The organism is Colwellia maritima (assembly GCF_022669015.1).
GTDB lineage: Bacteria > Pseudomonadota > Gammaproteobacteria > Enterobacterales > Alteromonadaceae > Colwellia > Colwellia maritima.
Genome location: NZ_JAKKSL010000001.1, coordinates 61,664 through 86,154 on the forward strand (window position 1 = coordinate 61,664; position 24,491 = coordinate 86,154).

Sequence of the window (24,491 nt, forward strand, 5' to 3'; positions counted from 1 at the left end):
TCAAAAAAAGCACTACAACTGTGCTTTTTTATTTTCTACAAATTAATTTTTCAAATAATAAGTAATTACTTATTATTTTAAGCTTGCATAATAAGCAGCTAAATCAGCCATATCAGTCTCACTTAACGAAGCAACCATACCTTTCATGGTAGGATCATTACGTTTGCCTGCTTTAAAATCTTTAAGTTGCTTTGTAAGATAAGCTTCTTTTTGGCCGGCAAGGTTAGGATAAATTGGTACAGCTGAAATACCCGCAACACCATGACATGCGCTACACATCATTGATTTACCTTTACCTGCAGCAGCATCGCCGGCAAATACAGGTGATGCCATCATTACGGTTGCAGAAAGCGCAAGAGTAAGTTTTTTCATAATAATAGTCTCTCTTTATTGTGTAATTATAATTTCTGTTCAGATTATAGGTAAAATAAACCAAGCTGTCGTTACTTTTTTAATTTACCTTTTGATTAACAGACATTCTTAACTGTTGTATTATCAATGCTATGATAATTTCAAATGGATTAAAAAAACACCTTTTTTATCCAAATTCACTGGGAAATTAATGACACGTATCAACATGGAGTCAATAAATTTTATTGACAAAAAAATTTCCATAATTTTTGATCAGCTGTGGTTTCAAGAAGACATTAATACGCTACGTCAACAGATTTTGAATAAAATTAAAGATCATCAGGTAATAGAAATAATTCAGGGCGCAGACAGAGAAAGCTGTCGTTTTACATGGTTAGATACTGAGTTTAACTTACATTTTGACTATTACAGTCAATCCTGTTGGTTTAATACACATGATGAAATAACCTCTTCAAAAATTCAGTCTTTATTCGATCTTCTGGCACAAAATTAATATGGCTATATTTGACAAAATACTTCTGAGTCGATGCTTTTTAGGCGACAATGTTCGCTACAATAGTGAAATACTTGCTTTACGCTCTCCATTACTAAAAATATGGCAACAAGAAAACCGGATCATTCCTATTTGCCCAGAGGTAGCGGGTGGTTTGTCTGTACCTAGGGAGCCTGCAGAACAACAACCGAATAGTGGCCAAATCATCACAATATCAGGTAGTAATGTAAGTAAGGCTTTTAATGAGGGTGCAAACAAAGCATTACTACTATGTCAGCAACACAGTATTCGATTTGCAGTGCTCAAAGAATCAAGTCCTTCTTGTGGTAGCACACTTATTTATGATGGCTCTTTTTCAAATACAAAAATACCTGGTCAAGGGGTCACAAGTGTACTGCTCACTCAAGCAGGTATTCGAGTTTTTTCTGAAAATAATTTAGACGAGTTAGCAAAATTATTAGATAAAAATTAACCTAACGGCTATCCCCTAAAAGATATTCTTTCGACTTCGAGTAATAAGTTGATTTAACGTTTCTTTATTTTGCATTTCACTAATACCACATGAAATACTCACTTTGGGTAACCTAACCCCTGACTGCACACTCACAAAACGGAGTTTTTCAACGCCTTGTTTAATTTTTTGTGCAATCTCATTTGCAATGCCGCCATCAACATCCGGAAGTAAAATAATAAATTCATCACTTGCCGAACGAACAGGTAAACCACTGCCCTCAACATAGCTAGTCACTTTTTTAGCAATTTTTGACAAAATAACATCACCAATTAATGCACCAAAACGTTCACTGAATGAATTAAAATGATCAACACTGATCACAATAGCAGCAATACTTCTATCTGCATCATCACTAAGCCAAGTATCTACATGTTTAGACATCGATTGTCGGTTATGTAAACCTGTAATAGGATCTAAACATATTTCCTTACGTGCCTCCTCCAACTCATTAGATAAGTTTTGCGCATGTATTTTTACACCCTCGATTTGTTCAACTAGCGCTTGTTGTTGCTTTTTAAAAGTAATTGAGGCTTTATGAAGCTGAGATATCGCTTGCTTCATTTCATTTTGATTACTCGACATTAACGAAGGAATGCTATTATCAATTTGCTCAATAAAGTCTTGCGTATCTGATTTGGATTGCTGACAATTATTTTGAACTTCAATGAATAATGATGACAGGTCGGAAATGATTTCTGTTCTAAACTTACTTTGTTTTAGTAAGAAATCTTTATATAATTGTTCCATAAAAAAGCTGTCTAAAGGCTTTCCTGACAGGAGTAAATGCTTAATATTAGCAGTTAATAGCGGTTTAGAATTTTTACAATATTCATAACTAACCGCATAATTTATGGGATTTACAGGCAAGCTCCATTGGTGCAACTGGGCAACTGCCAATTTCATTGTTTTATTTGCTTGCGTTATTGTGTCGTGATACTTCACCTTTTGGCCTCTATGGTTTTATCACTCTAGCGCTCTATGGCACCTACTATACTGATTCTCTAGTATTTGAATCTAAATATCTACTAAATTCATTGTAAAATTTATCATGAATGCTGCTAAAGTATGGGAGTCGTATTCACATGAGTAAATTTCAATGAAACACTTTTTACCCTTTTTTTATGTATTTTTCTTATTAAGCTGTAGCAACACAAATCATTCACAGCCCAAAGAAGTTATCACAACTGTTGATCAACAGCTACAACAACTAATTAATATATATCAAATTTTTTATCAAAACAGCAGTCCATTTAACGACCCTAAAGCGGGAGGAAATAATGCCAAACTACCTAATTTGTCTTCCGAATTTCTGGCAAAACAAAATTCAAAACGAAGAAATATCTATAAAGCTTTAACTAAAATTAATGTTGAAAAGCTAAGTGTAGACAACAAGATTAATCATGCAGTATTAACTTATACGCTGAAAAACCAATTAGATAATTATCAAAATAAAGAACACTACATGCCCTTAACGGCTGAATCCGGTTTTCATGTTTGGATTGCTAATATTAGCCGACAAATTAATTTAAAAAGTTTACAAGATTATCAAGACTACATATCAAAATTGCGCGCCATTCCACTATACTTTGATCAACAAATATCTTGGATGAATTTAGGAATAGAAGAAGGTATTACTCAACCTAAAGTAGTATTAAACGGGTATGAACAATCCATTATTGCCTTTATCGAAAAAGAGGTAACGGATAGTGTTTATTATACTCCTTTCAAAGAAATTTCTGACTATATCCCGATAGAAATTCAGAGAAAAATTCAGGCAGAAGCCCAAAATATTATAGCCGAACAAGTAATACCTGCTTATCAAAAATATTATGATTTTATGGTGAATCGTTATATACCAAATGCACGAGATAATATTGCCGCTACCTCCTTGCCTAATGGCAAAAATTATTACCAAAACCGTGTTGAGCATTACACCACAATTAATATTACCGCTGCGCAGATACATCAAATAGGCTTAGCGGAAGTTAAACGTATCCGTGCTGAAATGGATGAGATAATAAAGTCCGTCTCGTTTGAGGGAGACTTTTCAGCCTTTATTGATTTTTTACGAAATGATAAACAATTTTATGCAACAACGCCTGTTGGTTTACTCAAAGAGGCATCATATATTGCAAAAAAAATGGATGCTAAACTCCCTTCTCTCTTCAAAACATTACCAAGAACCCCATATGGTGTCATTAAAGTCCCCGATAATATAGCGCCTAAATATACAACAGGACGTTATTCTGGACCTGCTCGCGATGACCAAGCGGGTAATTATTGGGTTAATACTTATCGATTAGATAGACGACCTTTATATGTCCTTCCTGCTCTCACCTTACATGAAGCAGTGCCTGGTCATCATTTACAAGGTTCTATTGCGAATGAAATGAAGAATGTTCCAAAATTTCGAAACCGTGTTTATATTTCAGCTTTTGGTGAGGGTTGGGGACTATATTCTGAATATTTAGGGATTGAAGCGGAATATATGAAAATGCCTATCAGGATTTTGGGCGATTAACCTATGAAATGTGGCGAGCTTGTCGCCTTGTTGTCGATACAGGTATGCATGCACAAGGGTGGTCAAGACAACAGGCCATGGATTATCTAGCCAATAACACAGCATTATCACTACATAACGTACAAACAGAAATTGATCGATATATTTCATGGCCTGGACAAGCGTTATCGTACAAAATTGGTGAGTTGACAATTAAGCGTTTACGTAAAAAAGCAGAAGATGCTTTAGGAGAAAGTTTTGATTTACGTGATTTTCATGACCAAGTATTAAAAAATGGTTCTATGCCGTTAAGTATGTTAGAAACAATAATTAATCAATATATAACAGAAAAAGTTGAAAACGTACAAGAGAATAAGAAGTAAAATAAGGATAAAAGGTAGGCAAGGAAGCCACGCAAAATAAGCCGAGGAAGACAGTAGACTGTTTAAAATAGAAGAGCCCCCACTACATCTAAATTTGGCAGTACCGCTGTCATAGGTTTCCCGTTAGACCGGTTACTTTGCGTCTCTAGTTTTCACTAGATTTGCCCTTGTCGAGCTTTAGAAGCTCAAATTCATTATAGCCTCTCATTTCTATTTGTAAACAAATAACTAACATCCTAATGCTATTCAAGTTAAAATAACCGCGGTTACTCTTCTAACATTGTGTTTTTACTCAGGTAAATAATGAAAAAAATATCTAATTTTTCTAAGATCATATTGATCTATGCTCTATTAACTATGAGTTTCAGTGTGATCTCTACTGAACGAACACTTTCGCAAAAAGATCGACTTATAGATCAAGTCGAACTTTTATTCACAAAAGATGATGAAAAACTCAATTATGATGAGGTGTTAACGTTAAGCAATAAAATTATCATTCAACGAGAAGAATATCCAAACGAAATCATTGCAAAAACCTACTTACTGCTTTCTCATGTAACCAGTAACAAAGGCGAATTAGAAACAGCTTATCAGTTTGTTCAAGATGGTTTAGCTGCTAGGCCTGGACAAAAACAAGTAAAATGGTGTTTACAAATAAAACTAGCCAGTATTCTTTCAGCTAAAAAACGCTATAAGCAATTGTTATCGACTGCTCAACAAGCTATAGAAATGCCTCAAGATAAAGAGAACATAAGGTATTTGCTTTTTGCTTTAAGCTATCGAAGTGTGGCATATGCCATGTTAAATCAGTATGAAAATGCGCTAAATGATTTGCAAAAAGTGGAATCTATTATCAAAGAAAACCCTTTATTTGCAGAGCACATCGCTTTATTAACCATTTTAGCCAATACTTACTATCACTTAACTGATTACCAAACAGCCCTGACGATGAATCTAAAAATTTTACAATTACGTTTTAGATTAAAAAAATTAGACAATGTTGAACAAACCTATTATCACTTAGCCAATACTTATTATCGTTTAAATCGATTTAACGATGCTTATAACGCCTTTTGGGAGTCCAAAAGATATGCTAAAAATAAATCATCCAAAATACATATGGCTTACGCTAGCCAAGGGTTAGGTTTGACATTAATTAAACAAAAACAACTTACTAATGCAAAAGCTGAACTTGAACAAGCAAAAAGATTATTCTATTACAACAACCTAAGTGCACCTTATTTAGAAACCATCGTGTCGTTAGCGTTAATTAGCAATTTAACAAATGATAAGCATACCGAATTCAGCTTACTGCAAGAAGCAGAAGACCTAACCAGTAATCTTACCAATGAGCTATCGGATGACTATATTATTCTATATCAATTGCTTGCGGAGTATTTCATAGATAAAAATCAAATTAATGAAGCATACTTTTGGCAGAAAAAGTATAGTACGTCTTTACTTAAATCGAAGAAAGCATTTAAATCGAATACTTCCCAAACAACAAAACATACCATTAAATCAGCAAAATCAGCAAACATTTTAGCCAGTGCAAAAACACGTGATTTAGCGGTAAAAATAGCAGAACAAAGCGCCTCAGCCGCCACTTATTCAGCAAAAAATGACCAACAAAAAAACCTTATTTTTATTCTATCAACCCTAGCATTTTTATTACTTTGTTCAGTCATATTCTTATGGTTGAAAGATCGAGCCAAAAAATTCCAAAAAGCACATGACGCCATAGAAAAGCCTAGCGATGTAATCGCCACTCCAGTTCAAACGAAAGAACTGTATGAACAAAACTTTAATATGGCTAGAAAGTATTCATACCCTCTAACGTTAAGCTATATTTCAATTAGTAATTGGCAAGAGTTAACCTTTCAATTTAATAAAAAAATAGTCAATGAGGTTACTCGTGAAATAGCCAGTGTAATCAATAAACATATTAATGAATTTGAAAGTCTTGGCTTAGTCAATGAAGGAGAATATTTACTTATTTTTCCTCACCAAAGATAAAAAGGAAGTATCCCAAGTTATAGAAAAATTAGTATTAGATATAAAGCTAAGATTTTTTGCAAATTTAGGCGAATTTTCGGTCATTATTGCTTATGCTATTGAAAGTCCTAACTTTCAAGATATCGACCCATACATTTATCTATCACAATTAAGTGACTCAATAAAAATAGCCTAAAACAAGGTGCACTATGATAGCTGTGTTAATAATTACTGCTTTATTTGTTGTGATCTGTATTTATCTTTTCTTTAAAACAGAGAAATTACAGCGCACTTTAACTATAATAAATCGCGAGATGGCAAAAGCGCAAAAAGATAATGATATCTTGTCTAAGTCTATCGCTATCGTTGCAGGTAATACCGAAGAATCGGTTAAAAACAGGCTACAACGTCTACTTGATAATACTCAATGTCAAAACACGGCCGGCGTATTAACGCTTAGTAAACCCTTTTTTAATAATTACTCTTTCATTTTTAAGGCATGCCTTAAAAAGAAGGAAGTGCTTCACTCATCAACAAAAAAATGCTTTTCATCAAAAGGGAATGACGTTTATCAAAACTTTATTGATTCCGTAATAAAAAATGATCCCCAAATACTGAGGTTATGGAATACAAATAATTTTATTGGTTTTATTTCGTTAGTAGAGGCATTATTAGTGAAATACGAAGAAAAGAGTAACAATGCTTAAAGCATTAAGATCGGTAGTAAAGTAGATTAGTGGATTAACTTCTAATACAGATATTTGGCGATGTATCTATCTCACCTTCTATTGTAATAGTGGCAGCATTACCGTTACATTCCAGTATTGCTAAATTGCCTAGATGACTCTGGCGAATATAAACAAGATCATAACCAAACTGCGCTAAGCTGCTTGCAGCAAATTTTTGAGCTAATGATAGTTGAGTCCACAAAGTACTAGTGTCGTCACTATGTTGCTCTCGCCTTTCTAGTAATGCTTCTCTTTGAATGCTAGCTTGCATATGAATCTCAAAATTTAACCATCAACACCAACATTAATATTGGTAAGTGTGTTATATCTACAAAATCAAACAAATATGAAGATAAAATATCCTAATTTCTTTTATACATCAACACTTATAAGTCATTAATCCTGTTATTATAACCTAAATAGTAAAAATATATTGGGTATTAAAATGAGCGTTATTTTAGATGAGCTACTTTCTTTACTGAAATTAGAGGCGATAGAACAGGGAATTTACCGGGGGCAAAGCCAAGATTTAGGCTTTAAAGCTCTTTTTGGTGGTCAAGTCATGGGGCAGGCATTATCTGCGGCACAAGAAACCATTAGCGCAGATCGATTCGTGCACTCTCTTCATTCTTATTTTTTAAGAGCGGGTGATGCCTCCAAACCGGTTGTTTACGAAGTAGAAGATATCCGAAACGGTGCAAGTTTCAGTACACGAAGAGTGCAAGCAATACAAAATGGTAAAGCCATTTTTTATATGACAGCTTCTTTCCAAAAACCTGAAGAAGGCTTTAATCACCAAGATAGCATGCCCACAGTCCCTGGTCCTGAAGGCATCCCTTCTTATAGTGATTTTATTATCAAAAACCAAAATGCACTCCCCAGAGGAATGCGTGAGAAATTTCTGGCTGAAAAACCGATCGAAATCCGTCCAATCCAACAATATAATTGGCTAAAACCAGAAAAAACGGATTCTACATACCAAATTTGGTTTAAAACTAACGGAAGCTTACCAGATGACTTGCGTAATCATAGTTGTATGCTTGCCTATGCATCTGATTTTCATTTTTTACCGGCTTCGTTGTTACCTCACGGCGCCGCCCATTGGTTGCCCAATTTTCAAATAGCGACCGTTGATCACGCCATGTGGTTTCACCGTCCATTTCGGTTTGATGATTGGTTGCTATATTGTATTGACAGCCCATCTGCCGGCAATGGACGAGGGTTAGTACGCGGACAAATTTTTAATCGCGAAGGTGAATTAGTTGCTTCAACCATGCAGGAAGGGGTTATCAGACAACGATAACCGGCTATTACGGAGTATTCACTTTTTATTATTCATCGCCGTGTTTCCAATCGAATCCTGTAGGATGTTGAAAAACACGTAAATCAAAATGTGGAGCAATTGCTAATAAGTGGTCAAAAACATCCGCTTGAATTGCTTCATATTTAATCCAATCGGTTGTGTTGGCAAAGCAATATAACTCTAAAGGTAAACCATTTGGGGTTGCGGGTAACTGTCTAACCATCAATGTTAAGTCATTACGAATATTTACATTTTCATTTAAATACATTTCTATATAAGCTCGAAATGTTCCTATATTCGTTAACTGCCGAGTATCAATAACATTCAAATCGCCCTCTTGACTTAGCGACTTATTTTCAACTTCAAGCTTATGTTTTTTTTCAGTTAAGTAGGTTTTTAATAGACTAGTACTGGCTAAAAAATCAATTTTTTCTAATGAATAAAAGTCAATACTACCAATATCTATGAGCAAACTACGCTTAATACGTCTGGCACCGGTATGATACATATTTCGCCAATTTTTAAAGGAATCACTGATTAATGCATAGGTTGGTACTGTCGTAATAGTTTTATCAAAATTCTGTACTTTAACCGTATTTAAACCAATTTCAATCACATCCCCGTCGGCACCATATTTTGGTAATTCTATCCAGTCCCCCGCTACAACCATTTTATTCGCTGAAATTTGAATACTCGCAACCAAGCCTTTAATGGTATCTTGAAAAACCAAAATAAGCACAGCAGTTAAAGCACCTAAACCACTAAGTAAATAAATGGGTGAACGATTTAGAATAAGGGCAATAATAATTATTATTGCAACAAGATAAACAACTAATTTAATCACTTGAATAATAGCGTTTAGCGGCAAATATTTTTGCTTCGCTGTTTCTCTATATAAGCTTTTACTTACATTCAGTATTGCGCTAATGCTATGAGCAACTTGAAAGGTTAAAAAGATCTTTGCAAACAATACCAATAAACTCGCAACAAGCGACTCACCAGTAAAAATAAGTGGTGTCATCAGTAGAATAAAAATAAAAGGTAATAACAATGTTAATCGCGTTAAAACACTATGCTCAATTAAGGTATCGTCCCACGTATTTTGGGTTTTAATAATGATCTTATACGTTAATTTAAGAAGTTGATTTTTCGCAACATAATAGCTAATCGTAGCAACGAATAAAATAATGAATAACCCTGTAAGCATCGCACTTATTTCAAGGTGCAGTTCACTAACGCCAAGCCCTAATAGCCAAGTTGTTATCAATTCATTCATATTAATCCCTTATTTATGTTCAATTTCTGTCGTGTTTTTACGCATTTTTTCAAGCCTAATATCTTTTTCATGCCAGAACTGCATTAGCCATTTTTGAAAAGCTATCTTGTGTGCCCTATCATTAGCATAATCACCACTGAGTTCAGAACTAATTTCTTGTGTATGTATTACAATATGCACCGTATTAATACGTCCACTTAGAAAATCACCAAAATTTGGAATTCCTTCAGGATAATAAATTGTCACATCCACGATTGTCGTTAAATATTCGCCCATCGCGTCAAGAACAAAGGCAACACCGCCCGCTTTAGGCTTTAACAAATGATGATAAGGTGAGTTTTGTTTATCATGTTTCACTTGCGTATAACGAGTCCCCTCAATAAAGCTCATAATACTGACAGGCTTATGTTTAAATTTTTCACATGCTTTACGGGTAGTTTCTAAATCTTTTCCCCGTAAATGAGGATTTTTTTTCAAAAAAGCTTGTGAGTAACGTTTCATAAAAGGAAAGTCTAACGCCCACCAAGCTAATCCTAAAATGGGAACATAAATTAATTCTTTCTTTAAGAAAAATTTTAAAAAAGGTATTTGACCATGTAACACCCTTTGCAGCACAACAATATCCACCCAACTTTGATGATTTGCTAACACCAAATACCAATCTTTTTTACTTAATGCTTCTAAGCCGGTTATTTGAAACTTCATCCTTGTAAAGAGCTTTTGATTAAGCGTGTTAATTGCCACCCAGTTACTCGCCATGAGATCCAACAAATAACTGAATATTTTTTGTGAGAAATTTAAAGGAATTAAAGCCTTAAACAACGAAAATACAACAATAGGTATAACCCAAAATACCGTATTAATGGCATATAAACTAAAAGACAGAATAGCAATAAGTGGTGCAGGTAGAAAATTAAGCATGGTAAAAGCGTTTAAATAGTTACACAAAAATAAATTAACTATATTTAATCACGCTTTGCCAACAATTTGTATTTTTAATTAATTTATAGCAAAAGAGATATGCTTTATTGCTATTTAGGCGCACAATAATGTCTAGCTTTAAAGGTGAATTATTACCTATATAAGTTGAATGACTACCCAGTTTTTAGCATACTAAATCTAGCAAATAATAACAGGAGGAAAAATGAATTTTAATAGAGCTGTAATCAAAGTGGGTAGTGCTTTAGTCGCACCTGCCAAAAATGGTTGTAGCGGTAAGTATATTTTAGCAATAGCGCAATTTATTACTAAATGCCATCAACAAGATAAAGAAGTTATTCTAGTCTCCTCAGGAGGAGTCGCAGCCGGCCGAAGTGTTATTCGTCATGGTAGTCCAGAATTGTCAGTCTCAATGAAAAAAGCTATGTCAAGTGTTGGTCAGATGAAGATGATGGCAAACTGGCAACGATTTTTTGATATTCCTTGCAGTCAAATATTAATCACACAAGATGATCTTGAAGACCGTGAACGCTATATATCTATAAAAGACACCATCCAAATTCAATTAGAAAATGGCATTCTTCCCATCGTTAATGAAAATGATACGGTAACAACTGAAGATTTAAAAGTAGGTGATAATGACAACCTTTCAGCCTTAGTTGCACAAGCGTGTGAAGCTGATTGTCTATTCATTTTGAGTGATATAGACGGTGTATTTACTAAAGATCCTAACATTCATGATGATGCGATATTAATTCCTAAAATTGATGAAATTACCGATGAAATATATGCAATGGCGGCATAAGCCGAAACCATTTATCTACCGGCGGAATGAAAACAAAAATAGAAGCAGCAGAAAAAGCCACAGAACACGGTATTAACACTTTTATTCTCAACGGCACCAAAAGTGAAGTATTTGAATCATTAATACGCGGCGTGAATCCAGGAACGCTTTTTTCTGCTGAGCAAAACACCATAAAAGCTAAAAAACACTGGCTTAAGCATACGGTGAAGAGTCACGGCCGAATAACTCTAGATAAAGGTGCTGTAAATGCTCTTTTAAACAAAGGTGCTTCATTATTACCCATTGGCATTAAGTCTGTCGCAAGAATATTCGATGTGGGTGACTGTGTTGACTTAATTGATCAGCAAACTAAAACCATTATAGCAAAAGGTATTACCCAATATAGTAATAAAGAATTAAAGCGTATAAAGGGTAAACACAGCGACGAAATTAAGCTCATTCTAGGGCATGATGACGGTGATGAGGTCATACATCGCGATGATATGGTTGTTATTGAACAAAATATTGAAGTTAAACCTGCCAAAGTCGCGCCGAAAGAAACTGAAATCAAAGGAACAGAATAAAATGCAACAATTTAATATGGCAAAAATGGCAACAAATGCAAAAGTCGCAAGTAGGGTTGCAGCTCAGCTCACAACAATTGAAAAAAATGCGTTATTAAATAGTATTGCTGATGCCATTGAGAGCAATAGTGATCAAATTATTAAAGAAAACAGTAAAGATATCGAAGCCGGTAGAGAAAAAGGCTTAGCTGAAGCTATGCTTGATAGGCTTTTATTAACCGAACAAGGCATTAAAGACATAAGTAGCGCTATTCGCGAAATAGTCGCTTTAACCGATCCTGTTGGTGATATTGCTAACTTATCGTTACGCCCTAATGGCATGCAAGTAGGCAAAATGCGCATACCTTTAGGTGTTATTGCCATGATTTATGAAGCACGCCCTAATGTGACTGCTGAAGCTGCCGCATTGTGTATAAAGTCAGGTAATGCCGTTATTCTTCGCGGTGGCTCTGAGGCCATTCATTCTAATTTAGCCTTGGCCAATTGTTTACATCAAGTACTCACTGAGCATGGCGTTGATAAGAATGTTGTCAGTGTTATTCCTGATACTAGCCGCAGTGTTATTGAACAGTTATTAAAACAGAGTGATACAATCGATTTAGTGATCCCGCGTGGCGGAGAAGGCTTAATTCGCTACGTGAGTGAAAATAGTCGTATTCCTGTTATTCAGCACTTTAAAGGCGTTTGTCACTTATTTATTGATAAATATGCTGATTTGAACAAAGCCATCAATATTTTAGTTAACGGCAAAACCCGCCGACCCAGTGCCTGTAACTCACTCGAAACCTTGTTAGTACACAAGGATATTGCAGATGAATTTTTACCCTTAGCAGCTAAAGCATTAGCGGATGCCGCAAATGTTAAAATTCATGCCTGTGAAAAAAGTCTGCCATATTTTAACAATGCTGAACAAGCAACGGACGATGATTATCACGCTGAGTACTTAGCCCAAGAAATTGCCGTTAAAGTTGTCGATAGCTACGATGATGCCGTTGCTCATATTAATGCATTTACTTCAGACCATACCGAAGTGATTGTTACGCAAGATACCTCTCGTGCCCAACAGTTTATACGACAAATCAACTCCTCTGTTGTTATGGTTAATGCCTCATCAAGATTTTCTGATGGTAACCAATTAGGACTTGGCTCTGAAATTGGTATATCAACTGACAAGCTCCATGCTTATGGTCCAATGGGTCTTGAATCATTAACTACAGAAAAATTTGTTGTTTACGGTGATGGACAAATAAGAGAGTAATCAAACGATTTACAAACGCCAATCATAATAATTATCCCCAACTGTATTGGGGATAAATTTTCCAGAGTTAGTATTACTGATTAAAAACTATTTAATTCCAGTATAGAAAATCATTGTTTTATATAGTGAAATCTGTGGTTGTTCTATAGATTTAATGGTAAAACTAATATCAATTATTGCTTGATTCATTTTTTCACTATCAACAGACAAAGTCAGAGGAAATTCTCTCATGACACCAAGCATTCACCATTAAATTTTTAGGTAACCTCAGCTCGGCTTAATAAATCTTTCTATAATGGCTATTTTTACTAACTTCTTCGTTAAATTCACTTGCAATAGACTAGCTATTGACGCGTAAATTTGCCTTGAATTAAGCAAAACTATCTCATTATAGTGATAAGAGGGAAATTAAACACTAGTTTTCAATGAGTTAAAAACTTCTTAACCCGAGTTGAGGTTAGGTAAGGTTAAATTAGCGTTTTCAAGACCCGCAACTGAAATTTCATAATGTAAATTTTCTTTGGGTTTTATTAAGTATTTTCAACGTATAGGTATTCTCTACAATACCTAAATAATTAGTACGGTAAAGCATATTTCTATCTCGTAAAATAGAAGCCTCTAATGGAATTCGAGTGCTTATCCAATAGCTTGTTAATGTAAAAATAATCATAGTGAAAAGCCCGTAGGCAATCACTTTATAATTGATTCTTTTGATTTTTCATTCGATAACGCTTGCTCACTAGTAAATGAAATTAAACCTTTTGAGTAATTAAAACGCTCCATTGTTTCATCGCACGCATCGATACACAAAGCGCAATTAATACACTCATATTGTAAACCATTACGTATATCAATCCCCGTAGGGCAAACTTCCACACAAAGGTTACAATCAACACAATCACCCAAGCCAAACGCCTTAGGATCATCTTTCAATTTACGAGGTGATCTTTTTTCACCACGAGATTTATCATAGGCAACCAACAAGGTGCTTTTATCAAACATTGCCGCTTGAAACCTTGCATAGGGACACATGTCAGTACAAACCTTTTCTCTTAACCAACCTGCATTACCATAGGTGCATAACGTAAAAAAACAGAGCCAAAACGTGACTGTACCAGAACAATCCAGTTGGACAATATTATTATATAACTGGGTAACAGGAACAAAATAAGAAATAAAGGTACTAGCACTAATAAGTGACATTAATAACCATAGAAAATGTTTTATACCTTTTTTCTGAAGTTTATTAAATGTCATTGGCTGTTTATCAAGTGCAACTCGTTGATTTCTTGTCCCTTCCACTCTATGTTCTACCCACACATAAGCTAATGTCCATACAGTTTGCGGACAAACAAAACCACACCACACACGCCCTAACCAAGATGTCACAAAAAATAACGAAAAGGCTCCAACCATAAAAATACTGGCTAACAAAATAAAATCTTGCGGCCAAAAAGTTACAGAAAAAAATCTGAACTGTTGCTTAGCAATATCAAGCAAAATAGCTTGCTGACCGTCATATTGAATAAACGGTAGTGAAATAAATATAAAAATTAATATCCAACTAAGTAATCGTCGGATTTTTTGATAAACCCCTTTTTGCTCTCGAACATAGATTGATTCGTTAGATTTATAGGGTTTAATAATTAGGTTTTCTTCTTGAAGATCAAAGTTCATTGCTAGCTACAGCTTAATAATTAATTTACCAAGCTATAACAAAAAACAGGCCAACAATGAAAAACTATAACGATTTGATTTTAAAGAATTAAATGTATCAACACCTTGATGTGTTACACGATATATCGCGGATAAGCGATATATCGTGCAATTTTCAATACTAGCGAACTATATTGAGTTTTTTCATTTTTGATCTCAACGTGCTATCAGGCATGCCTAGAATTTTCGCAGCGCCAAGCATTACCGCCTATACGCCACTGACAAGCAGTTAATACCTCAATAATATAATTTTTTTCAACCTCAGCTAAAGTGCTTTTAGTTGAGATGCTATTCTTTGGATGATGATTAAAACTTTGTTTAATATTCAGAATTTTTGTATTCGATAAAATAACTTCACGCTCAAGAATATTTTGTAATTCTCTAATGTTTCCTGGCCAATCATAGTGAGATAACTTAATTAAACTACGATTGTTTATTCCTGTTATATTCTTATTAAGCTTCTGATTTAACTTATGTAAAATACTGTTACACAGCAATGGAATATCATCAATTCTATCTCTTAATGCAGGCACTTCTATTGGAAATACATTTAGCCTATAGTATAAATCCATTCGAAATAAACCTTGTTCAACCATAGATAATAAGTTTCTGTTGGTAGCAGCAATAACCCTAATATCAACTTTTATTGTTTTAGTGCCACCCACTCGTTCAAATTCACGCTCTTGTAGCACTCTCAATAACTTAGTTTGAGCTTCTGCTGATAGCTCACCAATTTCATCTAAAAATAACGTGCCTTTATCTGCTAACTCAAAACGCCCTTTACGCCTTTCATTCGCCCCTGTAAAAGCCCCTTTTTCATGACCAAACAATTCGGATTCTAATAAATTAGCACTAAATGCCGAACAGTTAACTTTAACTAATGGAGAATTACATCGATGACTTAATTGGTGCAAATTGCGAGCAACTACTTCCTTTCCGGTTCCATTTTCACCTAAAATCAAAACAGTACTGTCTGTTTGGCTAACAATTTTTATTTGATCTAATAATCCTTTGAATAGAGGACTAATGCCTTCTAATCCTGATCCTGTCCGACTTTTATTTATTTCATCTTGCAAATAAGTATTTTCTTCTTGAAGTTTTTCGCTTAGTTCATTTACTTTTTTTAAAGCCTCCCGTAAATTAAAATCGGTCAACTTTTGTTGGCTTACATCCCGAAAAACAGCAACCGCACCAATTAGTTCTCCTTCTTTGTACACAGGTGTTGACGTATATTCTACTGGAAAAAAACTGCCATCTTTTCGCCAAAATACTTCATTCGTCACTCGTCGCTTTACACCATCACGCATGGTGTTATAAATTTCACATTGCTCTACAGGATATTCATCGCCGTTTTCATGACTATGATGATGATATTGATGAATATTTTTACCCAGTAATTCCTGTGCAAGCCGACCAGTCATATGCTCCGCAGTCGGGTTAACAAAAACAGCATTTCCTTGTGCATCAAAACCATAAACCCCCTCACCTACAGCATTTAATAGCAATTCTGGGTCAGATAAAAACTGTTCGATTGTATGAGACATAAGTACCTCTTGCGTAAACACGAAATATCGTGCCTTCCTTAAACGAATTATGATCGATTTTAGATAGAATTGAAAATATTATACTAATTAACAACAATATCCTTTCACATGTGTATTCAATTTTATGCAAAGATAATTACCACTTTTTAGTGCCATTTATTTAACTTCATCTAAAACGACATCTTGTTGCTGCTTTGTTTACCGTTAAAATATACGTATTTACTGTCATATGGTACTTGTACCTGAGGCGTTAACTAAGTATTCTATGCGGCCGTTTTTGGTCGATATTAAGTAGGTAAAAGATGATAGGTTTTGATTATGGTACATCCAATTGTAGTGTTGCAGTGATGAACAATGGTCAACCTAAAATAGTCTCACTATTAAACAACAATACTATCGCATCAAACTTGTATGCCCCCGATCGCGACATCATCACGCACTGGTTACATCAACAATTAAAAGGTGAGCAGCAAGCCCATTTTGCAACTGAACGTAAAATACAACTATTAAAAGGACAAAGAGCGCTACGAGAGCTTACTTTAGATGGCATTGATAGCGAATTGGTCTTTGGTAAATCAGCGTTGAATAAGTATTTGGAAGATCCAGAAGAAGGCTACTACATCAAATCGCCTAAATCTTTTCTTGGCGCTAGTGGCTTAGCACCACTACAAATTCAATTATTCGAAGATATTGTGGCGGCAATGATGAGTAATGTTAAAAAACTCACTGAAACAACGCTAGGCTATGAAATAACACAAACCGTTATTGGTCGACCAATAAACTTTCAAGGGTTACACGGTGAAGAGAGTAATAGGCAAGCCATAGAAGTATTGACTAACGCGGCTAAACGCATTGGTTTTAAAGACGTTGAATTTCAGTTTGAACCCGTCGCAGCCGGTTTTGAGTTTGAAGCAAGTTTATCGAAAGAAACCCGTGTGTTAGTAGTGGATATTGGTGGCGGCACAAGTGATTGTTCGTTCTTATTAATGGGACCAAAGTTAAGTCGTAGTGAAGACCGCACGCAACATTTGTTAGCCCACAGTGGAGTACGTATTGCAGGTAATGATTTTGATATTCAACTTGCCTTACAAGGAATTATGCCAAGCTTAGGGATGAATAGTATGTTGAAAACAGGCAAACCTATGCCTACAAGTAGTTTTTACCAAGCCTTAGCTATCAATAATATTAACGAGCAAACGGCTTTTTATAGTGCCAAGAATAGACGCGATCTAGTACAACTATCTCGCGATGCCCAAGACACAAAGATGGTTGAGCGATTATTAACAGTACATGACCACAAACTGAGTTATCAATTAGTCAATGCCGCTGAGCAAGCTAAAATAACCTTATCAGAACAAGATAAACACATGATTAACTTAGATAATATTAGCGAACAACTCAGTGCAGAAGTAACCAAAGATACATTACGTACAGCCAATGAGCGAACACTTACAAGCATCGGTAATTTAATGCAATCCGCGGTAAATCAGGCCCAATGCCAACCAGACGTTATTTTTGTTACTGGTGGTACGGCTAAATCCCCGGTGTTAAGTGAATTTCTACAACAACAGATGCCTGACGTCCCAATTGTTGTTGGCGACCACTTTGGTAGTGTCACATCAGGTTTAGCTATTTGGGCTGAAAAAATATACTTATAAATCATTATTTATACTGATAACATCGATTGAATTAACTCATCTATAAATACATGTGCTATAACTAAATAGACAGAGGGATTTTAATAGGTAGTAATGGTACGTTTTATAGGTGTTTTTTTCATCTATTTGATTTTGTTTAGTATCCAGACTCATATAAAATATACAGTTTGTCATTCTCATAATAATAATGTTGATTAAGTTTTAAGGAATTTTGCTATGCTTCAGTCAGTTGACCTGCGTGATTATATGATTACAGGTCCAATCAAAGTAAGAGAAGATGCTAATCTATTCGATGCAATGAAAGCCATCATAGACAATAAAGTATCAGGGGTTTGTGTCATCAATGAAAATAAAACCCTCGTGGGAGTGCTTTCAGAAATGGATTGTTTAGCCGCGGTACTTAAAGCAACCTATAATCATGTAGGCGTTGGAGCAGTACGTGAATATATGACCAAAGAAAATCTCGTTGTTGCTCATCCAAACGATGATATTATTGATGTGGCACAAGACATGTTACTCAAAAAGCATCGTCGCCGACCTGTCGTTGAAAATGGTGAACTCGTTGGACAAGTTTCCTGTCGGCAATTACTGACCGCAGTAAACAAATTTCATCGCTAAAAGTTGTTTTACCACTATCAATAATGCTGTGCTTATTTGAATGTTGCTAAACGGGTATTAGCAAGGTCGAAATGATGTACATTGCAGACTGTTTATTAGAATCAATATTCGTTCTACCTCCTTGTATTCAGCACAGTATTACTATTGAAAAAAAGCAGCCCCGCTCGCAAAAACGGTCATTAGTAACACCATGATTTTCAAGGTTCTTGCTTTAACTTCAACCGCAAACTTAACCGCAATTTGCGCACCAACAATACTGCCAACGCCGAGTAGTATTCCAGGCAACCAGGCAATTTGATCCCTAATAATAAAAACCACTAAGGCAATACTTGTAAACACTACTGTAGCCACGACTTTCATTGCGTTAGCACGTAATAAATCGTAATTTAACATACCAACAAAAGTGGCTATCAACACAAAGCCAACACCTGCTTGTATAAAACCACCATAAAAACCGGCAGCAAAGGTTGCTAAAAGCCCAAGCTTGCTATCATAACAGCTTTTTCTTTTGCCAGTATCTGCTGCATTAGTGTCACTTTTAAAAATCACCCATAAAGACACCACGATCATAGTGCCAAGCAGTAAAGGTTTGAGTAATTCTACCTTAAGATAAGAGGCCGTTATTGCACCAACTAATCCACCAATGAATAGAGGAAAAAAACTGTCTTTAATTGACGTTGCATCAAGTTTGTCGTGCTGATAAAAACCACGAGCAGCTGTTAACGACTGCATAAACACGCTTACCCTATTGGTTGCATTAGCAACATCCGCAGGTAGCTCATACATCATTAATGCGGGCAAGGATAAATTTGAGCCGCCTCCGCAAGTGTGTTAATAACACCCGCCATTAATCCGATAGTTATAAGGATAATGGCCTGGTATATATCGATACTATCAATAATAGCCACGTTTTAGTTGCTCACTGCTATCATTATTCGCTGATGTAGTTACAACAATAATCAACAATGGTTTTTGCTTTTATTTCAAATTCGCTATTAGCAGGAACATAAAAAGACTCTCCGCCTTGAATTGTTTGCCATTCGCTACTGCCAGGTAATAATATTTCACAGTCGCCGCCGGTTATTTCCATCAACTCTTTTTCTGCTGTGCCAAATTTATAATCGCCAGGCATCATTATACCCAATGTTTTAAAACTACCGTCTGTAAAGGTAATTTTTCGGCTAGTTACTTTTCCATCAAAATAAACATTAGCTGCTTTGGTGATGGTTACATTAGTAAATTCAGTCATTTTATTTTCCTATCAATTTTCAAACTATTTTTAACAATAAAAAACGGCACTAACTTATAAAAATTTAATGCCGTTTTACGTTTATTTTTCTAAGCTAGTATGAACTAGTTAGCTTCAACAATTTTTTTCATGTCGGTCATATAACCACGAAGTTTTTTACCAATTAACTCAACACCATGGCTACGAATAGCTTCATTCACTTCAATTAAACGCACGTTATCAACGCCATTTGATGGGTTGGTAATACCGCCACCTAATTCTTCTAGCGTTAATTTGCTAGTAAATTCTGATAATAAAGGTACAGCCGCATGTGTAAACAAGTAATTACCGTACTCTGCCGTATCCGAAATTACAACGTTCATTTCGTATAGTTTATTACGAGCAATACAGTTAGCAATTAATGGCGTTTCATGTAATGACTCATAGTATGCTGACTCATCAATAATACCTGCAGCAACCATTGCTTCAAACGCTAACTCAACACCCGCTTTAATCATGGCAACAACAAAAATACCTTTGTCGTAATATTCCTGTTCAGTTATTTCAGTATCACAATCGGGTGCTAATTCAAATGACGTTTCTGCTGTTTCTGCACGCCATGTTAGTAAGTTAACATCATCATTTGCCCAATCTTGCATCATAGTTTCAGAGAAACGACCTTCAATGATGTCATCCATGTGTTTTTCAAATAACGGACGTAAAATAACTTTTAATTCTTCAGACATATCAAATGCTTTGATTTTCGCAGGATTTGATAAACGATCCATCATGTTAGTAATACCACCGTGCTTTAAGCCTTCAGTAGTCGTTTCTAAGCCGTATTGTAGTAATTTACGAGCGTAAGCTGCGTCAACACCCTGCTCAACTAATTGTTTGTGCCCTAATACCGCTGCTGTTTGCAACATACCACATAAAATAGTTTGCTCACCCATTAAGTCAGACTTAACTTCAGCGATGAATGACGACTCAAGAACACCCGCTCTGTCACCACCCGTTGCACTTGCGTAAGCTTTAGCAATTGCTAAACCATTGCCTTGTGGATCATTTTCAGGATGAACAGCGATAAGCGTTGGTACACCAAAGCCACGTTTGTATTCTTCACGTACTTCAGTACCTGGACATTTAGGTGCAACCATTACAACCGTAATATCAGAACGAATTTGCATGCCTTCTTCAACAATATTGAAACCGTGAGAGTAAGCTAGAGTTGAACCTTGCTTCATGTGTGGCATAACCGCTGTTACTGCCGACGTATGTTGCTTATCAGGTGTTAAGTTCAATACTAAATCTGCCTGTGGAATTAATTCTGCGTAAGTACCCACAGTAAAACCATTTTCAGTAGCCCACTGCCAAGATTGACGTTTTGAAGAAATCGCTGCTTCACGTAAAGCATATGAAATATTTAAACCAGAATCACGCATGTTCAAACCTTGGTTTAAACCTTGTGCGCCACAACCCACAATAACAATATTCCAATCTTTAATGAAGTTACAGCCGTCGCTGAACTCTTCACGCTTCATAAAACGACATTTGCCTAATTGGCCAAGCTTTTCACGTAAGCTTAAGGTATTAAAATAATTGCTCATGGTAGTTCCTATTCAGTATTCTAAAATAATGGTCAACTAACGTTAGCATGCTAACTAATAGTTTTTAAGTTGAACAGAGCATAACGCAAAACAAACATTGCACAAAATGATATATTTGCATCTATACGTTTCACATTATGCAATAATGCATATAATGTTAGTAAAATAATTATTCTAACGGAGTAAATTATGGATAAAAAAGCACTAGCTATGTTTGTGCATTTGAGCCAAACACTACATTTTGGTAAAACAGCGGTAGCATTTCATGTTAGCCCCTCTACGTTGAGCCGTGTAATACAGCGGCTAGAGCAAGAGGTAACCAGTGATTTACTTCATAGAGACAATCGCACCGTTGCATTAACTGATGCAGGAAAGAAATTTAAACATTATGCAGAACAACAATTAGAACAATGGCAATCATTTAAAAATTCGTTAGATGAAAAAACAGAATTGTTAACAGGTAAACTACATATTTATTGTTCTGTAACCGCAGCCTATAGTCACCTTCCTCCTTTACTGGAACGCTTTCGTAGTCAACATCCCTTAGTAGAAATAATGTTGACCACGGGTGATGCTGCAGATGGTTTAGAGCTAGTACAAAATAAATCGGTCGATTTCGCAATAGCAGCCAACCCAGAACATTTACCTCGTAGTGTCTATTTTCATCATCTTGCTACGATTCCGTTAGCTGTTATTGCGCCAACCATGCAATGTAAAGCATTACAATTATTGAAAATAGATGAGCAACAATACAGCACAATACCTTGGTCGGAAATACCCATTATTTTGCCTGAACACGGTGCAGCCCGTAAACGATTTGAGTATTGGTATCGAAAAAAACAACAAGGGAAAGCCAATATTTATGCGACCGTGTCGGGGCATGAGGCATTGGTGAGTATGGTTGCGCTCGGTTGTGGTGTAGGTATTGTGCCGCAAGTGGTTGTTGAAAATAGTCCAGTGAAAGACAGAGTACAATATTTAGCCGATGTCGGAGAAATTGAACCCTTTGACTTAGGTATTTGCTGTTTAAATCAGTCTCGCGCACAACCGCTCATCAAAGCCTTTTTTTCGTCAATAAGCTAAAATTCGCAATAATATTACACCGCGACAGAGCTAGTCAAATGACGTAATAATCGATCCATGGCCCGATATGACAAGGCCTCTACAAGATGCTCATGAAGTATTTCATCACAATTGTTCATATCTGCCGGCATTGTTCGAGCAATTTTTAAAATTTTATGATGTGCCCTAGTCGAAAGTCCTAATTTCTCCACAGCTAATTCAAGAAACTCATTATCGTCAAACGATAAATGGCAAAAACTTTTTAATTCACTGGTGCCTATGTGCGCATTCGCTTTACCTTGACGCGCTAATTGTTTCAACCGACATGCCTGCACTCGTTGCTGCACAACCTCACTGGTTTCGTTCATGTCCGTATCCCCTGCCCAAGTGCCGCGAGGTAATCGAGCAACTTCAACTTGAATATCAATTCTATCTAGAAAGGGACCCGATAATCGGTTCAAATAGCGTAATACCTGCTCAGGCGTACTACGATTATCATTGTAAAATCCTGTAGGGCTAGGGTTCATCGCCGCTATAAGTTGAAATCGAGCAGGGAAACATTGTTTATGCATAGCACGAGAAATGGTAACTTCACCTGATTCCATTGGCTCACGCAATACATCCAACACCTTGCGCTCAAATTCTGGCAACTCATCTAAAAACAACACACCATTGTGTGCTAGCGAAATTTCGCCAGGCTTTGGCTGACTACCTCCCCCTACTAATGCCGCTGACGAAGCAGTGTGGTGTGGTGCCCGAAATGGACGAGTTAACCATGACTTTGCACTAATGCTCTGATTACTTATAGATTGAATAGCCGCAACTTCTAATGCCTCTTGCTCCGTCATTTTCGGTAAAATTCCTGCTAACCTGCTTGCTAACATGGTTTTACCTGTTCCAGGTGGGCCAATAAAAAGTAAATTGTGGTTGCCACTGGCTGCAATTTCTAATGCGCGTTTTGCTAACGGTTGTCCGATCACATCGCTAATATCTAATTCATTAATTTCACTAAATTCTTCTAACGCTTTTTCTTGTACTAAGGGTAATAGTGTTTGCCTTGAAAAGTGAGGATATAGCTGACTTAAATGATCGATGGCATGAATTTTAGCCTTTTTAACCCAACTCGCTTGTTCACTATTTTGCATGGGTATCACTAAGGTTCGATTATTCTCACTACAAGACATTGCCATCGGAATTTCACCAATAATGGCTCTTAGTTCACCTGAAAGCGCGAGTTCTCCAAAGAAATTCGTATTGGGCTAAATCAACTTGGGGAATTTGTGCAGAAGCAGCCAAAATGCCAACCGCAATAGGTAAGTCAAAACGCCCGCCCTCTTTGGGTAAATCCGCCGGTGCTAAATTAATGGTTATTCTTTTTGCCGGAAACTCATAACCACAATTGATGATAGCACTACGAACACGATCTTTAGATTCTTTCACGGAGGCTTCTGGCAAACCAACAATATGAAAAGCAGGTAAACCATTAGCCAAATGTACTTCAACAGTCACAAGAGGGGATTCTAAACCAACACGGGCACGGCTATAAACACAAGCGAGAGACATAAAAATTCCATTTAGTTAATTCCTTTTTCTTAGTGTAGGAAACTATTCATTATAATTCTAACTTTCACGGTATTTTTCATAACAATACGTTAAATTCCCTTTTTCATATAACTTTTACTTATTTAGATAGAGCTAAAAAATGGAAAAAAAGCTTGCTCAAAACATTAGGGCTATGGTACTAATTTAAATAAGAGATTGAACTGTGCATAAAAATTCACAAAATAAATATAAATTGTCAGTTTTAGTCAGATTAGTTCGCTAATTAAAAACGAAAAAAGCAAATCAAACATAATGAAAAATTTTAGCTCAATTATTAACGTAATTATTATTAACATACTCGTCGTGGTGGTAAAATCATCTCGAGGG

Annotated in this window: 20 protein-coding genes, 4 pseudogenes and 1 riboswitch; of the genes and pseudogenes, 12 read left to right on the forward strand and 12 right to left on the reverse strand. The window is 35.8% G+C overall.

The features are described 5' to 3' along the window. Nucleotides 1-72: 72 nt before the first annotated feature. The gene (locus L3081_RS00325; protein WP_242282702.1) at nt 73-372 is read right to left on the reverse strand and encodes a c-type cytochrome; all 300 of its coding nucleotides are present in this window, start codon (nt 370-372) and stop codon (nt 73-75) included. Between the two features lie 190 nt (nt 373-562). Between L3081_RS00325 and L3081_RS00330 the strand changes: the two genes are divergently transcribed. Then, complete coding sequence (locus L3081_RS00330) at nt 563-865, forward strand: DUF3630 family protein (protein WP_242282703.1); 303 nt, start codon at nt 563-565, stop codon at nt 863-865. Between the two features lies 1 nt (nt 866). Continuing rightward, nucleotides 867-1,337, forward strand: coding sequence for a 2-thiouracil desulfurase family protein (locus L3081_RS00335; protein WP_242282704.1), 471 nt, complete (start codon nt 867-869; stop codon nt 1,335-1,337). 15 nt (nt 1,338-1,352) lie between these two features. Here L3081_RS00335 and L3081_RS00340 read toward each other — a convergent pair whose 3' ends face one another. Further along, nucleotides 1,353-2,282 (reverse strand): GGDEF domain-containing protein, encoded by a 930-nt coding sequence (locus tag L3081_RS00340; protein ID WP_242282705.1) that lies wholly within the window; start codon nt 2,280-2,282, stop codon nt 1,353-1,355. Between the two features lie 193 nt (nt 2,283-2,475). Here L3081_RS00340 and L3081_RS00345 point away from each other — a divergent pair. The 4 genes and pseudogenes from L3081_RS00345 to L3081_RS00360 all read left to right on the forward strand — a co-directional run bounded on the left by L3081_RS00345 (nt 2,476) and on the right by L3081_RS00360 (nt 6,964). After that, nucleotides 2,476-4,262, forward strand: a pseudogene (locus L3081_RS00345) (DUF885 domain-containing protein). Nucleotides 4,263-4,355: 93 nt separating this feature from the next. Beyond that, nucleotides 4,356-4,438, reverse strand: a riboswitch (cyclic di-GMP riboswitch). Between the two features lie 127 nt (nt 4,439-4,565). Further along, nucleotides 4,566-6,278: a tetratricopeptide repeat protein gene (locus L3081_RS00350; RefSeq protein WP_242282706.1), complete on the forward strand. Its 1,713-nt coding sequence runs from the start codon at nt 4,566-4,568 to the stop codon at nt 6,276-6,278. Further along, nucleotides 6,238-6,453 (forward strand): hypothetical protein, encoded by a 216-nt coding sequence (locus L3081_RS00355; RefSeq protein ID WP_242282707.1) that lies wholly within the window; start codon nt 6,238-6,240, stop codon nt 6,451-6,453. The genes L3081_RS00350 and L3081_RS00355 overlap by 41 nt, the downstream gene beginning before the upstream one ends. 13 nt (nt 6,454-6,466) lie before the next feature. Further along, the gene (locus L3081_RS00360) at nt 6,467-6,964 is read left to right on the forward strand and encodes a hypothetical protein (RefSeq protein WP_242282708.1); all 498 of its coding nucleotides are present in this window, start codon (nt 6,467-6,469) and stop codon (nt 6,962-6,964) included. A 34-nt stretch (nt 6,965-6,998) separates the two neighbouring features. On the opposite strand, the gene L3081_RS00365 is transcribed toward L3081_RS00360, so the two are convergent. Further along, nucleotides 6,999-7,256, reverse strand: a complete 258-nt coding sequence (locus L3081_RS00365) for a hypothetical protein (RefSeq protein WP_242282709.1) — start codon at nt 7,254-7,256, stop codon at nt 6,999-7,001. Nucleotides 7,257-7,430: 174 nt separating this feature from the next. Here L3081_RS00365 and tesB point away from each other — a divergent pair, with 174 nt between their 5' ends. Continuing rightward, complete coding sequence (tesB, locus tag L3081_RS00370) at nt 7,431-8,288, forward strand: acyl-CoA thioesterase II (protein ID WP_242282710.1); 858 nt, start codon at nt 7,431-7,433, stop codon at nt 8,286-8,288. Between the two features lie 28 nt (nt 8,289-8,316). On the opposite strand, the gene L3081_RS00375 is transcribed toward tesB, so the two are convergent. Next, on the reverse strand, nt 8,317-9,564 hold the full coding sequence (locus tag L3081_RS00375) for a mechanosensitive ion channel family protein (protein WP_242282711.1): 1,248 nt from the start codon (nt 9,562-9,564) through the stop codon (nt 8,317-8,319). A gap of 9 nt (nt 9,565-9,573) precedes the next feature. After that, the gene (locus L3081_RS00380) at nt 9,574-10,485 is read right to left on the reverse strand and encodes an acyltransferase (protein ID WP_242282712.1); all 912 of its coding nucleotides are present in this window, start codon (nt 10,483-10,485) and stop codon (nt 9,574-9,576) included. A gap of 223 nt (nt 10,486-10,708) precedes the next feature. On the opposite strand from L3081_RS00380, the pseudogene proB reads away from it, so the two are divergent. Together proB and L3081_RS00390 are read left to right on the forward strand one after the other, a co-directional pair. Beyond that, nucleotides 10,709-11,871, forward strand: a pseudogene (gene proB, locus L3081_RS00385) (glutamate 5-kinase). 1 nt (nt 11,872) lies between these two features. Further along, nucleotides 11,873-13,129, forward strand: a complete 1,257-nt coding sequence (locus L3081_RS00390; protein ID WP_242282713.1) for a glutamate-5-semialdehyde dehydrogenase — start codon at nt 11,873-11,875, stop codon at nt 13,127-13,129. 502 nt (nt 13,130-13,631) lie between these two features. Here the strand turns inward: L3081_RS00390 and L3081_RS27785 are convergent. The 3 genes and pseudogenes from L3081_RS27785 to L3081_RS00405 all read right to left on the reverse strand — a co-directional run bounded on the left by L3081_RS27785 (nt 13,632) and on the right by L3081_RS00405 (nt 16,389). Next, nucleotides 13,632-13,799: a FixG Ig-like domain-containing protein gene (locus L3081_RS27785; RefSeq protein ID WP_338027226.1), complete on the reverse strand. Its 168-nt coding sequence runs from the start codon at nt 13,797-13,799 to the stop codon at nt 13,632-13,634. Nucleotides 13,800-13,819: 20 nt separating this feature from the next. Beyond that, the gene (ccoG, locus tag L3081_RS00400; protein WP_242282714.1) at nt 13,820-14,806 is read right to left on the reverse strand and encodes a cytochrome c oxidase accessory protein CcoG; all 987 of its coding nucleotides are present in this window, start codon (nt 14,804-14,806) and stop codon (nt 13,820-13,822) included. Nucleotides 14,807-14,966: 160 nt separating this feature from the next. Beyond that, nucleotides 14,967-16,389: pseudogene (locus L3081_RS00405) on the reverse strand (sigma-54 interaction domain-containing protein). A 302-nt stretch (nt 16,390-16,691) separates the two neighbouring features. Between L3081_RS00405 and yegD the strand changes: the two are divergent. Both yegD and L3081_RS00415 read left to right on the forward strand, forming a co-directional pair. Next, nucleotides 16,692-18,047, forward strand: coding sequence for a molecular chaperone (gene yegD, locus L3081_RS00410; protein ID WP_242282715.1), 1,356 nt, complete (start codon nt 16,692-16,694; stop codon nt 18,045-18,047). A gap of 216 nt (nt 18,048-18,263) precedes the next feature. Beyond that, complete coding sequence (locus tag L3081_RS00415; RefSeq protein ID WP_242282716.1) at nt 18,264-18,665, forward strand: CBS domain-containing protein; 402 nt, start codon at nt 18,264-18,266, stop codon at nt 18,663-18,665. A gap of 141 nt (nt 18,666-18,806) precedes the next feature. Here L3081_RS00415 and L3081_RS00420 read toward each other — a convergent pair whose 3' ends face one another. From L3081_RS00420 to ilvC, 3 genes are all read right to left on the reverse strand, one after another. Then, nucleotides 18,807-19,454: a sulfite exporter TauE/SafE family protein gene (locus L3081_RS00420; RefSeq protein ID WP_242282717.1), complete on the reverse strand. Its 648-nt coding sequence runs from the start codon at nt 19,452-19,454 to the stop codon at nt 18,807-18,809. A 142-nt stretch (nt 19,455-19,596) separates the two neighbouring features. Further along, a complete protein-coding gene (ppnP, locus tag L3081_RS00425) occupies nt 19,597-19,914 on the reverse strand; it encodes a pyrimidine/purine nucleoside phosphorylase (RefSeq protein WP_242282718.1) in 318 nt (105 codons plus the stop codon). Nucleotides 19,915-20,018: 104 nt separating this feature from the next. After that, nucleotides 20,019-21,500 (reverse strand): ketol-acid reductoisomerase, encoded by a 1,482-nt coding sequence (ilvC, locus tag L3081_RS00430; RefSeq protein WP_242282719.1) that lies wholly within the window; start codon nt 21,498-21,500, stop codon nt 20,019-20,021. A gap of 189 nt (nt 21,501-21,689) precedes the next feature. Between ilvC and ilvY the strand changes: the two genes are divergently transcribed. Next, nucleotides 21,690-22,583: an HTH-type transcriptional activator IlvY gene (gene ilvY / locus L3081_RS00435; RefSeq protein ID WP_242282720.1), complete on the forward strand. Its 894-nt coding sequence runs from the start codon at nt 21,690-21,692 to the stop codon at nt 22,581-22,583. A gap of 14 nt (nt 22,584-22,597) precedes the next feature. Here ilvY and L3081_RS00440 read toward each other — a convergent pair. Then, nucleotides 22,598-24,125 (reverse strand): annotated as a pseudogene (locus L3081_RS00440) (YifB family Mg chelatase-like AAA ATPase). Nucleotides 24,126-24,491: the final 366 nt, after the last annotated feature.

What these genes read in the sequence shown, in the direction of transcription:
- L3081_RS00325 (WP_242282702.1), bottom strand. Translation starts at nt 372, where the DNA reads ATGAAAAAACTTACTCTTGCGCTTTCTGCAACCGTAATGATGGCATCA.
- L3081_RS00330 (WP_242282703.1), top strand. Translation starts at nt 563, where the DNA reads ATGACACGTATCAACATGGAGTCAATAAATTTTATTGACAAAAAAATT.
- L3081_RS00335 (WP_242282704.1), top strand. Translation starts at nt 867, where the DNA reads ATGGCTATATTTGACAAAATACTTCTGAGTCGATGCTTTTTAGGCGAC.
- L3081_RS00340 (WP_242282705.1), bottom strand. Translation starts at nt 2,282, where the DNA reads ATGAAATTGGCAGTTGCCCAGTTGCACCAATGGAGCTTGCCTGTAAAT.
- L3081_RS00350 (WP_242282706.1), top strand. Translation starts at nt 4,566, where the DNA reads ATGAAAAAAATATCTAATTTTTCTAAGATCATATTGATCTATGCTCTA.
- L3081_RS00355 (WP_242282707.1), top strand. Translation starts at nt 6,238, where the DNA reads ATGAAGGAGAATATTTACTTATTTTTCCTCACCAAAGATAAAAAGGAA.
- L3081_RS00360 (WP_242282708.1), top strand. Translation starts at nt 6,467, where the DNA reads ATGATAGCTGTGTTAATAATTACTGCTTTATTTGTTGTGATCTGTATT.
- L3081_RS00365 (WP_242282709.1), bottom strand. Translation starts at nt 7,256, where the DNA reads ATGCAAGCTAGCATTCAAAGAGAAGCATTACTAGAAAGGCGAGAGCAA.
- tesB (WP_242282710.1), top strand. Translation starts at nt 7,431, where the DNA reads ATGAGCGTTATTTTAGATGAGCTACTTTCTTTACTGAAATTAGAGGCG.
- L3081_RS00375 (WP_242282711.1), bottom strand. Translation starts at nt 9,564, where the DNA reads ATGAATGAATTGATAACAACTTGGCTATTAGGGCTTGGCGTTAGTGAA.
- L3081_RS00380 (WP_242282712.1), bottom strand. Translation starts at nt 10,485, where the DNA reads ATGCTTAATTTTCTACCTGCACCACTTATTGCTATTCTGTCTTTTAGT.
- L3081_RS00390 (WP_242282713.1), top strand. Translation starts at nt 11,873, where the DNA reads ATGCAACAATTTAATATGGCAAAAATGGCAACAAATGCAAAAGTCGCA.
- L3081_RS27785 (WP_338027226.1), bottom strand. Translation starts at nt 13,799, where the DNA reads ATGATTATTTTTACATTAACAAGCTATTGGATAAGCACTCGAATTCCA.
- ccoG (WP_242282714.1), bottom strand. Translation starts at nt 14,806, where the DNA reads ATGAACTTTGATCTTCAAGAAGAAAACCTAATTATTAAACCCTATAAA.
- yegD (WP_242282715.1), top strand. Translation starts at nt 16,692, where the DNA reads ATGATAGGTTTTGATTATGGTACATCCAATTGTAGTGTTGCAGTGATG.
- L3081_RS00415 (WP_242282716.1), top strand. Translation starts at nt 18,264, where the DNA reads ATGCTTCAGTCAGTTGACCTGCGTGATTATATGATTACAGGTCCAATC.
- L3081_RS00420 (WP_242282717.1), bottom strand. Translation starts at nt 19,454, where the DNA reads ATGATGTATGAGCTACCTGCGGATGTTGCTAATGCAACCAATAGGGTA.
- ppnP (WP_242282718.1), bottom strand. Translation starts at nt 19,914, where the DNA reads ATGACTGAATTTACTAATGTAACCATCACCAAAGCAGCTAATGTTTAT.
- ilvC (WP_242282719.1), bottom strand. Translation starts at nt 21,500, where the DNA reads ATGAGCAATTATTTTAATACCTTAAGCTTACGTGAAAAGCTTGGCCAA.
- ilvY (WP_242282720.1), top strand. Translation starts at nt 21,690, where the DNA reads ATGGATAAAAAAGCACTAGCTATGTTTGTGCATTTGAGCCAAACACTA.